The organism is Cobetia sp. BMC6 (assembly GCF_029991385.1).
GTDB lineage: Bacteria > Pseudomonadota > Gammaproteobacteria > Pseudomonadales > Halomonadaceae > Cobetia.
Genome location: NZ_JAKUMF010000001.1, coordinates 416,178 through 431,393 on the forward strand (window position 1 = coordinate 416,178; position 15,216 = coordinate 431,393).

At 63.3% G+C, this 15,216-nt stretch carries 11 protein-coding genes; 7 read left to right on the plus strand and 4 right to left on the minus strand.

Annotated features, from left to right (window positions below):
* Positions 1-51: 51 nt before the first annotated feature.
* Both MKZ40_RS01810 and MKZ40_RS01815 read right to left on the minus strand, forming a co-directional pair.
* The gene (locus MKZ40_RS01810; protein WP_175088471.1) at positions 52-1,320 is read right to left on the minus strand and encodes a 1-acyl-sn-glycerol-3-phosphate acyltransferase; all 1,269 of its coding nucleotides are present in this window, start codon (positions 1,318-1,320) and stop codon (positions 52-54) included.
* A gap of 62 nt (positions 1,321-1,382) precedes the next feature.
* Complete coding sequence (locus MKZ40_RS01815) at positions 1,383-2,303, minus strand: recombination-associated protein RdgC (RefSeq protein ID WP_175088472.1); 921 nt, start codon at positions 2,301-2,303, stop codon at positions 1,383-1,385.
* A 351-nt stretch (positions 2,304-2,654) separates the two neighbouring features.
* On the opposite strand from MKZ40_RS01815, the gene MKZ40_RS01820 reads away from it, so the two are divergent.
* From MKZ40_RS01820 to rpsA, 7 genes are all read left to right on the plus strand, one after another.
* Positions 2,655-3,149, plus strand: coding sequence for a thioesterase family protein (locus tag MKZ40_RS01820; RefSeq protein WP_175088473.1), 495 nt, complete (start codon positions 2,655-2,657; stop codon positions 3,147-3,149).
* Between the two features lie 247 nt (positions 3,150-3,396).
* Positions 3,397-6,174 (plus strand): DNA gyrase subunit A, encoded by a 2,778-nt coding sequence (gyrA, locus tag MKZ40_RS01825; RefSeq protein WP_175088474.1) that lies wholly within the window; start codon positions 3,397-3,399, stop codon positions 6,172-6,174.
* Between the two features lie 58 nt (positions 6,175-6,232).
* Entirely contained in the window at positions 6,233-7,327 is a 1,095-nt protein-coding gene (gene serC, locus MKZ40_RS01830) for a 3-phosphoserine/phosphohydroxythreonine transaminase (protein ID WP_175088475.1), read from the plus strand.
* Between the two features lie 13 nt (positions 7,328-7,340).
* A complete protein-coding gene (gene pheA / locus MKZ40_RS01835; RefSeq protein WP_175088476.1) occupies positions 7,341-8,480 on the plus strand; it encodes a prephenate dehydratase in 1,140 nt (379 codons plus the stop codon).
* Between the two features lie 68 nt (positions 8,481-8,548).
* Positions 8,549-10,780, plus strand: coding sequence for a bifunctional prephenate dehydrogenase/3-phosphoshikimate 1-carboxyvinyltransferase (locus MKZ40_RS01840; RefSeq protein WP_175088661.1), 2,232 nt, complete (start codon positions 8,549-8,551; stop codon positions 10,778-10,780).
* Positions 10,777-11,496 (plus strand): (d)CMP kinase, encoded by a 720-nt coding sequence (gene cmk, locus MKZ40_RS01845; protein WP_175088477.1) that lies wholly within the window; start codon positions 10,777-10,779, stop codon positions 11,494-11,496. The genes MKZ40_RS01840 and cmk overlap by 4 nt, the downstream gene beginning before the upstream one ends.
* 306 nt (positions 11,497-11,802) lie before the next feature.
* Positions 11,803-13,482, plus strand: coding sequence for a 30S ribosomal protein S1 (gene rpsA / locus MKZ40_RS01850; RefSeq protein ID WP_043331442.1), 1,680 nt, complete (start codon positions 11,803-11,805; stop codon positions 13,480-13,482).
* A 257-nt stretch (positions 13,483-13,739) separates the two neighbouring features.
* Here rpsA and MKZ40_RS01855 read toward each other — a convergent pair whose 3' ends face one another.
* Both MKZ40_RS01855 and MKZ40_RS01860 read right to left on the minus strand, forming a co-directional pair.
* Positions 13,740-13,943: a hypothetical protein gene (locus MKZ40_RS01855; protein ID WP_175088478.1), complete on the minus strand. Its 204-nt coding sequence runs from the start codon at positions 13,941-13,943 to the stop codon at positions 13,740-13,742.
* Between the two features lie 443 nt (positions 13,944-14,386).
* Positions 14,387-15,205: an RNA methyltransferase gene (locus MKZ40_RS01860; RefSeq protein WP_175088479.1), complete on the minus strand. Its 819-nt coding sequence runs from the start codon at positions 15,203-15,205 to the stop codon at positions 14,387-14,389.
* Between the last annotated feature and the right edge of the window lie 11 nt (positions 15,206-15,216).

Consider the following 15,216-nt stretch of genomic DNA (forward strand, 5'->3'; position numbering starts at 1 on the left):
GCTTTTTCGTGACAGGTACAAGACTCAAGTGTCTTGCTCCGCAGTGCTGGCTTACTGCGCGACCTTCTCGCCGTCCGTCGCCTCGGCGGCATCGAGCTTCTCATCGAGGTCGATCGAAAGCCCTTCGCGATTGAGGATCGGGTTGGCGTATTGCACCAGCCACCAGTCCTTGAGCTCTGCGGGTACCTCTGCGAGGCGGTTCTCGAAGGTGGCGCGCTCGGCACCGCTGATGGCGGAGACATCCAGTGCCGAGGCCAGGCGCGGCTCCTCACGCAGCTGCTGGCGGCTGGCGGCCAGCTTCTCGAGCGCCAGCTGATGGCTCGGGTAGAGGGTGTAGTAGGCCAGCACCTGACGGTCGACTTCCTTCACCACGTCTTCCGGGGTCTCGAAGTCGCCCTTGAGCGGCTCGCCGAATACCAGCTTGACGCGCCCCTTGTGGCCGCTGATACCGGCAGCGATGGACTTGATGTCCTCGTACTGCACCTTCTCGTAACGCCCTTCATTGGCGACGGCTGCCAGCTCACGCGCCTTCTGCAGATCACAGGGGTCGAACTCGTAGCTGATCGATACCGGCACGATGTTGAGCTCGCTGACCGCCTCGCTGAATGGACGTGTCTTGTCGGCGGTGCGCGCGGCCATGGTCAACATCTTGATGATGGCGCTTTCGGTGCCGTCTCGTCCATCCTTGGCGCGCCCTTCACGCTGGGCCAGCCAGATGGAGTGCTGGTCGTGGATCAGTGAGTGACGGATATAGCCCGACAGCGACTGGTAGGCGGCCAGCATCGCACGCTTGCCCTTGGCGGAGCGCGGCACGATGAAGCTCTTGTTGAGGCGCATCAGGTCGGTGACGAAGGGCTTCTGCAGCAGGTTGTCACCGATGGCGATGCGTACCGTGTCACGCCCGTGACGATAGAGGGCGTAGTTGACGAAGGCCGGGTCCAGCGAGATGTCGCGATGGTTGGACAGGAACAGATACGGCGTATCCGGCGACAGGCGCTCCAGCCCCACCGTCTCGAAGCTGGTAGTGGTGGTGTGGATCATGCGCGCCATGTAGACGGCGATGCGGCTCTGGAAACTGGCAACATCCTTGACGCCAATCATCTCGCGCTTGATGGCCAGGCGCGCGATCTGGCGTGCCAGCCACGGGAAACGCTGGGTCAGGCCCGGCAGGCGGAAGCGAGTCAGGGTGTCGAGCAGCTCGCGGTCCTGCTCCAGGCGTACCAGCACCTCCGCTACCTCGTCGTCGTGGTAAGGGCGAATATCGACGAACGGGTCCTGTTCGCTGGTCGTGGCAGGCTTGGGTGTTGCAGTGTCAGTCATCGACGCACGTCATCCGGGTTTGTCATTCTGAGAAAAGAGAAAGTCGGCTGCGGGCCGAAGGCTCAACTGGCGGGCTGGGCTTCACCACCCAACCAGGCGGTCATCTGCTCGATCACGCCGGACAGCACCTGGGCCATCAGCGCGAAGTCGGTCTCCAGGCGCAGGATGGGGTCTTCGCCATCATCCTGGGCATTGGCTTCATCGACCACGGCATCGGCGAACTTGAGGCTCTTGAGCGCCATGTCCTCACCGAGCACCAGCGCGACGCGACCATCGACTTCCAGCGCCAGCTTGCTGACCACGCGGCCCAGATTCAGCGCCGTCTGGATTTCCTCGCCGTCGAGATCGAACTGACGCGCACGCAGCACGCCATCCTCGCCGCCCGGCGCCTTGAGTTCGACCTGATCACCGACGATCAGGTCTTCCGGGCGCGAGCTGACATCCTTCAGCCAGGTGGTCATCACCTGGGAAGGCAGCTGCGCGACGGCCAGCGGCGTGACCTTGAGCGTGCCGAGCGTCTGGCGCAGCAGGTCCAGCACTTCCTCGGCGCGCTTGGCATTCGAGGCGTTGACGGCGATCAGGCCGCGACGGCTGTCCCACCACAGGTCGGTGCGCGAGGAGCGGGTGAAGGCGCGCGGCAGCAGCTCCTCGTAGATCTGCTCCTTGAGGGTCAGCTTCTCGCGGCGACGCAGCGGACGGCCTTCGGCGGTCTCGCGCTCGGCCACGCGCTCCTCGAGTTCTTCCTTGACCACGGCGGAGGGCAGTACGCGCTCCTGGCGCAGCGCGCTGATCAGGAAATGGCCCTGAATCTCGTGCACCAGCAGGTCGCTGTTGCGACCTGCTGGTGCCACCCAGCCGATACGCTTGGCTTCGACGCCGGTGACCGGGCGGAAGACGTGCTCCGGCAGGGCGTCGGCGAGACGACCCTCTTCCAGCGGTGCGCTATCGTGCAGGCGATACAATTGCAGGTTCTTGAACCACATGCGACCAGTCCTTGAGTCCGGTGAACGGGGGCAGCCCGTCTGAATGGCGCATATTATGGCGAAACTCATGCGGCGGGTCATCCGCCGTGGGTCTCGCGGTGGTGATCCGGTGGTTCGGGGAAGGGGAATAGGGAGGCTGGAGTGGTCGACGGTATGGCGCCTGTGCGTGGAGGTGAGGAGAAGGCTCTGGCAGGCATTTTCCTCTGTTCCATTTCTCTCCGACCTCTGTCCGACGCTCGGGTGGCGGCAGTCGCGATTTTCAGCCAAGCGTTTGTTTTTCTGTCCGTCACCGGCATAAGATCAGCTGACGACGGCCATACGGCGCGATCGTTTCATGGACGGGAGGCAGGGATGCAACACGACAGCAATTCACCGCAGACAGCGAACGGCAGTCACGCAGGCGTCGTCAGTCGCACGGCCCTGACAGTGCGTGGCTACCATCTTGATGGCTATGGGCACGTCAACAATGCCCGCTATCTGGAGTTCTATGAGGAAGGGCGCTGGGAGTTCATGCTCGCGCACCTCGATCTGGCCGCGCTCAAGCGAGAAGGCATCGCGATGGTGGCGGTCAACCTCAACCTGGACTGGCACTATCCCGCCACCGTGCACGATGAGCTGATCATCACCACGCGGCTGGCCGAACTCGGGCGTCGCAAGATGATCATGCGCCAGGAGATCCATCTGGGTGAGCGGCGCATGGGCGAGGTGCATCCGCGTTCCGGAGCGCTGGTCTCCAGAGCGGATTTCACCTTCGTGCTGATGAATACCGACACCGGTCGCGCCATGCCGCTGGATGGCGAGATCGGCTCGCTGCTGGGCGCGTTGGTGAGTGAAGAAACGGCCTGATCGCTCTCAGCGGCGAGGCATGAGCCAGCAGGCCGTGCACATTGACGGCCGTACTACCGTACTGAGGTGTCCTTGCGGCGTCGTGTGAGCTGCTAGGCGCGCTCGCAAGTGATATAATGCCGCCACTTCGGTGCCGCGGAGCTGGCACCCCGTGTCCGCTTCACGTCACTGCCGCGCTGCAGTACCGACGGAGCATGCGTCGTTGCTGCAGTGGCGCCAACAGTTGAGTTCAAGGATTTGACGAATCATGGGTGAGATCGCCAGAGAGATACTGCCAGTCAACATCGAGGACGAGCTCAAGCAGTCGTATCTCGATTACGCGATGAGCGTCATCATCGGGCGTGCCTTGCCGGATGTTCGCGATGGCCTCAAACCGGTTCACCGTCGCGTATTGTTCGCGATGCACGAGCTGAACAATGACTGGAACAAGGCCTACAAGAAATCTGCCCGTGTCGTCGGCGATGTGATCGGTAAATACCACCCGCACGGTGACAGTGCGGTCTACGACACCATCGTCCGCATGGCCCAGCACTTCTCCATGCGTTATGTGCTGGTGGATGGTCAGGGCAACTTCGGTTCCATCGATGGCGACAGCGCCGCGGCGATGCGTTACACCGAGGTGCGCATGGCGCGCCTGGCGCACGAGCTGCTGGCCGACCTCGAGAAGGACACCGTCGATTGGGTCGACAACTATGACGGCACCGAGCGCATCCCTGGCGTGCTGCCGACCAAGACCCCGAACCTGCTGGTCAATGGCTCCTCCGGTATCGCCGTGGGCATGGCCACCAACATCCCGCCCCACAACATGGGCGAGGTCATCGATGGCTGTCTGGCGCTGATCGACAACGGCGATCTGACCGTCGATGAGCTGATGGAATTCATTCCGGGGCCGGACTTCCCGACTGCCGGTATCATCAACGGCCGTGCCGGCATCCTCGATGCCTACCGCACCGGTCGTGGTCGTATCTACGTGCGTGCCGTGCATACCATCGAGCACAACGACAAGAACGGCCGTGATCACATCATCATCACCGAGCTTCCCTACCAGGTGAACAAGGCGCGCCTGATCGAGAAGATCGCCGAGCTGGTCAAGGACAAGAAGATCGAGGGCATCGCCGAACTGCGTGACGAGTCCGACAAGGACGGTCTGCGCGTGGTCATCGAGACCAAGCGTGGCGAGTCCGGTGAAGTGGTCGTCAACAACCTCTTCTCCCAGACCCAGCTCGAGACCGTGTTCGGCATCAATATGGTCGCGCTGCACGAAGGTCAGCCGAAGATCCTGAATCTCAAGCAGATTCTGGAGTCCTTCGTGCGCCACCGTCGCGAAGTCGTCACTCGTCGTACCCTGTTCGAACTCAAGAAGGCGCGTGAGCGTGGCCATATTCTTGAAGGTCTGGCGGTGGCGATCTCGAACATCGATGAGGTGATCGAGCTGATCAAGGGCTCGCCGAGCGCGGCGGAAGCCAAGGAAAAGCTGATCGGTCGTGAATGGCAGCCGGGTCAGGTGGTCGAGATGCTCGAGCGCGCCGGTGCCACGTCCTGCCGTCCGGAAGACCTGCCGGAAGGTCTGGGGCTGTCTGAAGACGCCAGGCACTACCGTCTGTCGCCGGCCCAGGCTCAGGCCATCCTCGAGCTGCGTCTGCATCGCCTGACCGGTCTCGAGACCGAGAAACTGCTGGCCGAGTACTCCTCCATCCTCGAGCGCATCGCCGAGCTGATGGAGATCCTGTCCTCTGCCGACCGCCTGATGGAAGTCATCCGCGAAGAGCTGCGCGAAGTGCGTGCCCAATACGCCGATGAGCGCCGCACCGAGATCATGACCAGCCGTCGTGACCTGACCATCGAAGACCTCATCAACGAGGAAGACATGGTGGTGACGGTCTCGCGCAGCGGCTATGCCAAGACCCAGCCGCTGTCTGACTACCAGGCCCAGAAGCGTGGAGGTCGCGGCAAGTCCGCCACCTCGATGAAGGACGAGGATGTCATCGAGCACCTGCTGGTCGCCTCGACCCATGACACCGTGCTGCTGTTCTCCAACAAGGGCAAGGTGTACTGGCTCAAGGTCTACGAGATGCCGCAGGCGTCACGTGGCTCGCGTGGCAAGCCGCTGGTCAACCTGATACCGCTGGACGACGGCGAATGGGTCACCACCATCCTGCCGGTGCGCGATTATGCCGCCGACAGCTACATCTTCTTCGCCACCGCCAACGGCACGGTCAAGCGCACCGCGCTGAGCCAGTTCTCGCGTCCGCGCAGTGTCGGCCTGATCGCGCTGGACATCGAGGAAGGCGACCGCCTGATCGGCGCCGACATCACGTCCGGTTCCGACCACGTCATGCTGGTGTCCTCCAACGGCAAGGCGATCCGCTTCGAAGAGCAGAACGTGCGCGTGATGGGCCGTACCGCCCGTGGTGTACGCGGCATGCGTCTGCTCGACGATGCACAGGTCATCAGCCTGATCATTCCGCGCACCACCGCGATCGATGACAACGAGATCGAGGTTGATGACGCTGCGGACGCGACGGCGCAAGGCGTCGAGAGCGCTGATGTGGCAGCCACCGAAGGCGCGACGGAAGACAGCGTCGCCAGCGGTGAGGTGCCGCAGTGCTACATCCTGACCGCGTCCGCCAATGGCTTCGGCAAGCGCACGCGTCTGGAAGAGTTCCCGCTGCGTGGCCGTGGTGGCCAGGGCGTGATCGCGATGCAGACCAGCGAGCGCAACGGCGACCTGGTCAGCGCGGTACAGGTCAGCGACAACGACGAACTGATGCTGATCACCGACCGCGGCACCCTTGTACGTACCCGCGTCGCCGAGGTGTCCACCACCTCGCGCAACACCCAGGGCGTGACCTTGATCCGCACCGCGGAAGAGGAGCGTCTGGTGACGACGGTGCGTGTCGACGAGCCGGAAGAGGTCGTCGTGGTAAAGGATGAGCTGGATGAAGAGGCGCTGAGCACCGATGAACAGGTGCAGGCGGGAGATGACGCCGAGTCGACGGATACCCCGCCGACAGACGCGGAATAAGACGCTGGATTGCGACCGCCTTCGGGGCGGTCGCTTCACTTTCGGGAAATAAGACGACATGACACGCAAGTTCAACTTCTGCGCCGGTCCTGCTGCACTGCCGACCGCTGTCCTGGAGCGCGCTCGCGCCGAGATGCTGGATTATCAGGGCCGCGGACTGTCCGTCATGGAGATGAGTCATCGCTCCGACGAATTCGTGGCCATCGCCGAGAAGGCCGAGGCGGACCTGCGCGAACTGCTCGAGATTCCGTCCAACTATCGCGTGTTGTTCATGCAGGGTGGCGCCTCGACCCAGTTTGCGGGTGTGCCGCTGAACCTGCTGGGCGAGGGTGGCAGCGCCAACTATCTGTATACCGGTATCTGGGGCAAGAAGGCGATCAAGGAAGCCGAGCATCTGGCGGTGGGCAGCCACGTGGCAGCCTCCAGCGAGAGCAATGGCCTGATTGCCGTGCCGCGCCAGAACGCGATCCAGCTCTCGGGTGATGTGGGCTATCTGCACTACACCGCCAACGAGACCATCGGTGGCCTCGAGTTCGACTATATCCCCGAGGTGGCAGCGGATGGCGTGCCGCTGGTGTGTGACATGTCGTCTTCCATCCTGTCTGGCCCGCTGGATGTCAGCCGTTTCGGCGTCATCTATGCCGGCGCCCAGAAGAACATCGGTCCGGCGGGTCTGACGCTGGTCATCGTGCGCGAAGATCTGCTCGATCGTGCCCGCAAGGACTGCCCGACCATGTTGAACTGGAAGACGGCCGCCGAGGCCAATTCCATGTTCAATACGCCGCCGACCTACGCCTGGTATCTCTCCGGACTGGTGTTCGAGTGGCTCAAGGATGAAGTCGGTGGCCTCGCCGCCATGAACGCGATCAATGATCGCAAGGCGCAGGCGCTCTACGCGGCCATCGATGGCAGCGACTTCTATTCCAACCCGATCGTCGCCGAGAACCGCTCACGCATGAACGTGCCGTTCGTGCTGGCCGATGATCGTCTCGACAAGACCTTCCTTGCCGAGTCCGAAGCGGCGGGTCTCCTGAATCTGGCCGGTCACCGCAGCGTCGGTGGCATGCGTGCCAGCCTCTACAACGCCGTGCCGGAAGCTGCCGTCACTGCGCTGGTGGACTTCATGGGCGACTTCGCGCGCCGTCACGGCTAAGGGAGGAGGTGAGATGTCGGATTCCAAGGAAAGCCCTGCGCCGCAGGCGGCGGGCAAGGCGGTGACGCTGGACGACCTGCGTCACCGCATCGATGCCATCGACAACGAGCTGCTGAACCTGATCAGCGAGCGCGCGGGCTGCGCGCAGCAGGTTGCCGAGGTCAAGCTGGCGGCCGGTGACGTGGGCGAGGACGGCCAGGTGCAGTTCTACCGCCCGGAGCGCGAAGCCCAGGTATTGCGCCGCATCATGGCCAACAACCCCGGCCCGCTGAAAGGCGAGGAGATGGCGCGTCTGTTCCGCGAGATCATGTCCGCCTGTCTGGCGCTGGAACAGCCGATCCGCCTGGCCTATCTCGGTCCGGAAGGTACCTTCACCCAGCAGGCCGCGCTCAAGCACTTCGGTGACAGCGCGGTGACCAAGCCGATGGCGGCCATCGACGAGGTGTTCCGCGAAGTCGAGGCCGGCGCGGTGCAGTATGGTGTGGTGCCTGTGGAGAACTCCACCGAGGGCGTCATCAACCACACGCTGGATTCGTTCATGGGCTCGCAGCTCAAGATCTCCGGCGAAGTGGTGCTGCGCATTCACCATCACCTGCTGGTGGGCCCGAACACGCGTCGCGAGAAGATCTCGCGCATCTATTCCCACGCCCAGTCGCTGGCCCAGTGCCGCAAGTGGCTGGATGCCCACTTCCCGCACGCCGAGCGCATCGCGGTGTCCTCGAATGCCGAGGCTGCGCGTCAGGTGCGCACCGAGTGGCACAGTGCGGCGATTGCCGGTGACATGGCGGCCAAGCTCTATGAGCTGGAGAAGGTCGAGGAGAAGATCGAGGACAGCCCCGACAACTCCACGCGCTTCCTGATCATCGGTGACAGCTCGGTGCCGGCGTCCGGCGATGACAAGACCTCCATCGTGGTGGCGATGCGCAACCAGCCGGGGGCACTGCACGACCTGCTGGCGCCGTTCCACCGTCACCAGATCGACCTGACCCGCGTCGAGACGCGTCCGTCACGTTCCGGTGCCTGGAACTATGTCTTCTTCATCGACTTCCGTGGCCACCGCGATGACCCGCTCATCACGGCGACGCTGGAAGAGCTGCGCCAGTGCGCGGCGGACGTCAAGGTGCTCGGGTCCTACCCGGTCGGTGTGCTGTGAGCAAGGTTGACCACACGCGCCATGTGGCGCCGTCAGACCTGCTGTCCTCGCTGCCGTCAGCCGAGCGTCTGGCCGGCGAGCGGCGTATCCTGCTGGTCGGGCTGGGCTTGATCGGTGGCTCGCTGGCCGCGGCATTGCGCGCGGCGGGCCATCGCGGCGAGATTCTCGCCTGTGATCGTGACTCCAACGAGATCTGCCTCGGTCAGCGCATGGGGCTGATCGACGGTGGCAGCACGCAACTGGCGGCGCTGGTGCCGGGCGCCTCACTGATCGTGCTGTGCGTGCCGGTGATGGCGATGCAGAGCGTGATGGTCGAGCTGGCGCCGTTGCTGGAGGATGATGCCGTCATCACCGATGTCGGCAGCACCAAGGGCGCGATCCGCGATGCAGCGCTCGGCGTCTTCGGTCGCATGCCGCCGAATCTGGTGCTCGGTCACCCGATCGCCGGGTCCGAGAAGAGCGGTGTCGCGGCGTCCAATCCCGAGCTCTATCGCGATCACAAGGTGATTCTGACGCCGGAGCCGGACAGCGACGCCGAGGCCGTGGCACGCGTGGCGGCCATGTGGTCGGTATGTGGTGCCCAGCTTCTGAGCATGAGCGTGGCGCGCCACGACGAAGTGCTGGCGCGCACCAGCCACCTGCCGCACCTGCTGGCGTTCTCGCTGGTCGACAGCCTGGCGCGCCAGGATGAGCGGTTGGAGATCTTCCGCTACGCGGCGGGCGGTTTCCGTGATTTTACGCGCATCGCGGGCAGTGACCCGGTGATGTGGCGCGACGTCTATCTGGCCAACCGTGATGCGGTGCTGGAGGCGTTGGATGAATTCGAGGCCGGGGTAGCGCGGGTGCGCGCTGCCGTGACCGCGGGCGATGGTGAGGCGATGCTGGGGATATTCACCCGCGCAAGCCACGCCCGACACTACTTCAATACCCTCTTGAAACAGACGAGTTATCAGACCATGGAACAGCAGAACGTGCGGTACCGTGCACTGCCGGGTGGGCAGGTTCAGGGGCGCATTCGTGTGCCGGGCGACAAGTCCATGTCGCATCGCTCCATCATGCTGGGCGCCTTGGCGACCGGCGTGACCGAAGTCGAAGGCTTCCTGGAAGGGGAAGACAGCCTGGCCACGCTGCAGGCCTTCCGCGACATGGGGGTGGTCATCGAAGGCCCGCATCAGGGGCGTGTCACCATTCACGGTGTGGGTCTCAATGGCCTGAAGCAGCCGCCGGGCCCGCTGTATGTCGGCAACTCCGGCACCGCGATGCGCCTGTTCGCCGGTCTGCTGGCCGGTCAGGCCTTCGACACCGAGCTGACCGGTGATGCCTCGCTGACCAAGCGTCCGATGGACCGCGTCGCCAATCCGCTGCGCGAGATGGGCGCGGTGATCGATACCGCCGACAACGGCCGTCCGCCGCTGCGTATCCACGGTGGTCAGCCGCTCAAGGGCATCCGTTACGAGATGCCGATGGCGTCCGCACAGGTCAAGTCGTGCCTGCTGCTGGCCGGTCTCTACGCCGAAGGCGAGACGCGTGCCATCGAGCCGGCGCCGACGCGTGACCACACCGAGCGCATGCTCAATGGCTTCGGCTACAAGGTCGAGCGTCAGGGCGCCGAGGCGTGGCTGAACGGTGGTGGCAGCCTCGAAGCCTGCCCGATCGATGTACCGGCCGACATCTCCTCCGCGACCTTCTTCCTGGTCGCCGCGGCCATCACGCCGGGCTCCGATCTGGTGCTGGAGCACGTCGGCATCAACCCGACGCGCATCGGCGTGATCAACATCCTCAAGGCGATGGGTGCCGACCTGAGCGTCACCAATGAGCGCGAAGTCGGCGGCGAGCCGGTGGCAGACCTGCACATCCGTTATGCGCCGCTCAAGGGCATCGACATTCCGGAAGACCAGGTACCGCTGGCCATCGACGAATTCCCGGCACTGTTCATCGCCGCCGCCAACGCCGAGGGCATGACCCGTCTGCGTGGCGCCGAGGAACTGCGCGTCAAGGAATCCGATCGCATCCAGGTGATGGCGGACGGTCTGGCGCAGATCGGCGTCGAGCACGAAGTGGTCGCGGACGGTATCGACATCCGCGGCGGCGCCTACGGCGGCGGCCTGGTCGACAGCCACGGCGATCACCGCATCGCGATGGCCTTCAGTGTCGCGGCGCTGCGCGCCCAGGGCGAGATCCTGATCGATGACTGCGCCAATGTCGCGACCTCCTTCCCGAACTTCGTGGCGCTGGCCGCTGAAGTCGGCATGCAGGTCGAGAATCTCGGTGCCGTGGCACCCGGCCAGGAGGCTTCATGAGCGGGGAAGCGACACCTCATCACAGCCAGATCTGCGACGCGCCGGTGTTGACCCTTGATGGCCCCGGCGGGGCAGGCAAGGGTACCATCAGCCGTCTGGTCGCGGCGAGCCTGGGCTGGCATCTGCTGGACTCCGGTGCGCTGTATCGCCTGACGGCGCTGGCCGCCGAGCGCCATGGCGTAGCGCTGGAAGACGAGGATGCCGTGGCGACCATCGCCGAGCACCTCGATGTGCAGTTCGATGCCGAAGGCGATGCCACCAGCGTGATTCTGGAAGGCGAGGACGTCACCCGTGACATCCGTCTCGAGTCGGTCGGCAACAATGCCTCCATCATCGCGGCCCAGCCGCGCGTGCGGACTGCACTGCTGGCGCGCCAGCGTGCCTTTGCGCGTGCGCCGGGCCTGGTGGCCGATGGTCGCGACATGGGCACGGTGGTCTTCACCGGTGCGCCGCTCAAGATCTTCCTGACGGCAAGCGCCGAGGAACGTGCGCGTCGTCGTCATGCCCAGTTGCAGGAAGCGGGTGTCGATGCTAATATTTCGAGCCTTTTGACAGAAATACAGGCGCGCGATGCGCGTGATATGGGCCGGGCAGTCGCCCCGCTCAAACCTGCAGACGACGGCGTGATCCTCGATACGACGGATCTCGACATCGAGCAAGTGATCGAACGCATCCAGCAGCTGCTGGTCGAATACGGCCTGGTAGCGGCGCGCTGAGACTCGAGTCTCAGCCTGTAAGTCGTCAGAACAACGGATTGATCGCCTGCTGTTGCAATACGGCCTCCGGGTCGGGCAGCAGCGGGTTTCGCTCGCTTTGCGAGTGATGATGCAGAACCCAGATGACACCGAGGTGTCATCAACCCCCCGGCAAGGTGTCATGGGGTGCATCGGCGGCAAGCGGAAAGCCGGTGTATCTCGAACCAGCGTCAACGCCCCCGGGGATATGTAGATATGGCCCGTGCTTGCTGGTGGTACGGAGACTGCGGTGCAAGCCGCCCCAAACGTTGATCATGTAGGAATACCATGAGCGAGAGCTTTGCTGATTTATTTGAACAGTCACTCCAGGACATCAACATGGAGCCGGGCGCAATCGTGTCCGCTACCATCGTGGATATCGATGGCGACTGGATCACTGTCAATGCCGGTCTGAAGTCTGAAGGTCAGATTCCGTCTGAACAGTTCCGTGACGAAAGTGGCCAGCTGTCCATCAGCATCGGCGACGAAGTCATGGTCGCACTGGAAGCCGTGGAAGATGGCTTCGGTGAGACCCGCCTGTCCCGCGAGAAGGCCAAGCGTGCCGAAGCGTGGAAAGAGCTGGAAGCCGCCTTCGAGAAAGACGAGATCGTCAAGGGCGTGATCAACGGCAAGGTCAAAGGTGGCTTTACCGTCGACATCAACACCATCCGTGCCTTCCTGCCGGGTTCTCTGGTCGATGTCCGCCCTGTGCGCGACACCGCCCACCTCGAGAACAAGGAACTGGACTTCAAGGTCATCAAGCTCGACGCCAAGCGCAACAACGTTGTCGTGTCTCGTCGTGCCGTCCTCGAAGCCGAGAACAGCGCTGAGCGTGAAGCCCTCCTGGCCACTCTGCAGGAAGGTCAGCAGATTCAGGGTATCGTCAAGAACCTGACCGACTACGGCGCCTTCGTCGACCTCGGCGGCGTTGACGGCCTGCTGCACATCACCGACATGGCATGGAAGCGCATCAAGCATCCGTCCGAGATCGTTGCTGTCGGCGACGAGATCAATGTCAAGGTGCTGAAGTTCGACCGCGAGCGCAACCGTGTGTCTCTGGGTCTCAAGCAGCTGGGCGAAGATCCGTGGGTCAACATCAAGGCTCGCTACCCGGAAGGCGCCAAGATCAACGCACGCGTCACCAACCTCACCGACTACGGCTGCTTCGCCGAGCTGGAAGAGGGCGTCGAAGGTCTGGTCCACGTGTCCGAAATGGATTGGACCAACAAGAACATCCACCCGTCCAAGGTCGTCAATGTCGGCGATGACGTGGAAGTGATGATTCTGGACATCGACGAAGAGCGTCGTCGTATCTCCCTGGGTATCAAGCAGTGCACCACCAACCCGTGGGAAGACTTCAGCGGCAAGCACAACAAGGGCGACCGTGTCTCCGGTACCATCAAGTCAATCACTGACTTCGGTATCTTCATCGGTCTGGAAGGCGGCATCGACGGCCTGGTTCACCTCTCCGACATTTCCTGGAACGAAGCTGGCGAAGAAGCCGTGCGTCGTTACAAGAAGGGCGAAGAAGCTGAAGCGGTCATCCTGTCCATCGATCCGGAGCGTGAGCGCATCTCTCTGGGCGTCAAGCAGCTCGAGAGCGATCCGGTCTCCGAGTACCTGGCCGTCAACGACAAGGGCGCCATCGTGTCCGGTCGTGTTGTCGACATCGATGCCAAGGAAGTTCAGGTAGAGCTGGCGACTGACGTCATCGCTATCCTGAAGGCTTCTGAAATCAGCGCTGACCGTGTCGAAGACGCACGCAACGTCCTGAGCGTCGGCGATGCTGTCGAAGCCAAGATCGTCGGTGTGGATCGCAAGAGCCGCCTGATCAACCTGTCCGTCAAGTCCAAGGACCAGGTTGAAGCACCGCGTCGCGATGCTGCCAAGCCGCGTACCCAGGAAGTCGAGAGCAACGGCCCGACTACCATCGGTGATCTGATCAAGCAGCAGCTGGGTCAGGAGTGATTCCGAGACACTCCGCCTCCTCGTGAGGCGGGGTGTCCGGATCCACGCTGAAGCGACATGCCTCTGGTTGTCACATCAGCGTCTCCGAATCGGTATCCTGTGTGAGGTTCGCCCTCATGCGGGAACGAAAAAAACCGCCACCCTTCGGGGTGGCGGTTTTTTCATGCCTGGTCGTTACGCGTGGCTGCTGGTCATCGTTGAGCGTTGTTGCTGGTCATTACCAGTCGCCACCTGCCAACCACCTCATCTGGCGTCGCTCAATGTGCCTGCGAGGCTGCGGGCTGACTGACCTTGGCCAGCAGCTGCATCTGGCGTAGCGAGATCATGCAGTACAGGCTGCGGTAGAGCGTCGGTTCCTGCGTCGGGTTGGTCTTGCGCAGGCGAGCTTCCAGCTGGTGGAGGTCGCTGGCCAGCTGTTCCGCGTCCGGGGTCTGAGTCTGTCGTGCGGCTGTCTGAGTCATGTAAAGGCGCTCCGTGAGTCCATGGTCGTGGATGGGATCAGGGTCGGCTCTTCTCTGGATTTCTCGAGGTGCGTCGCCACGCTGGCCTGCCATGGCCCTTCGCGTGTTGGCGTGGCGGCGTCTCTGCCTGCTCTGCGACAGTTCGCGAAGGAGCCTTTGCCTGACACTGCAGCCTTCGCGCGTGAGCACTGCTGGGCTGCAGCTACTGCATGGGGCTATGCCGTATCTCTATGCCGGTATTTCTGTACCGGTATTTCTATACCTAGGCTGTGTGACGAGTTCTGCGGTGCCTGACGTCCTGCCTATCAAGCATAGCGGAAGGTCTACAGTGCACCTTGATCCATGTCAGAAGGATGACGTTGCGCTGACAGGCTGTTGCGAAGTGGCGAGAGCCAAGTGGCAACAGTCCGAGTCTCAGTGCATGACGGAGGGCCGTGCACGACTCAGGTCGCCTCGTGATCGCTCTGCTCGCTGTCTGCGCCAGCGTTCGCCGCTGCCGTCTGGCGCTCAAGATTGGACAGCATGCCGCGCAGGATGGAGAGCTCGCGGCGTGTCGGCTCGGCACGCGCGAACAGGGCGCGCAGCCGCTCTTCGGTCTGGGAGTGGGGCTGGTTGAGGAAGCCGGAGCCCTGCAGGGCGCGACCAAGATGCTCATGGAAGTAGCCGAGCTGTTCGCGGGTCGGCAACTGGTCGTCCTCACGGCGCGCGACAGGCGCCTCCTGAGGCTTGTCGAGTGTCAGGCGCCATGCACTGCGGCACTCGTGCGCCAGCACCTGGACGGCCTGTGAGACGTTGAGGATGCCGTAGTCCGGGTTGGTGGGGATCGACACCTGATGCGTGCAGCAGGCGATCTCCTCGTTGGTCAACCCGAAGCGTTCGCGGCCGAATACCAGCGCCACCTTGCCATCGCGCGCGATATCCATGGCGTGGGCCGCCATCTCGCGTGGCTCATCGAAGTGGGGCAGCGGGACGCTGCGCAGGCGAGCGCTGGCCCCGATGACCAGCTGGCAGTCATTGACGGCGTCTTCCAGGCGCTCGACTACGCGTGCATTTTCCAGCAGCTCCGCGGCACCGCTGGCCATGCGCGTCGCTTCCTCATCGGGGAAGCAGCGCGGATTGACCAGCACCAGGTCCTTGATGCCCATGGTCAGGATGGCGCGAGCGGTGGCGCCGATATTGCCGGGGTGGAAGGTCTGCACCAGCACGACACGCACATTGTCGAGGGCACTAGTGGTAGGAGAAGCGGCGGGGGTGTCAGTCATGTGAAGATCCT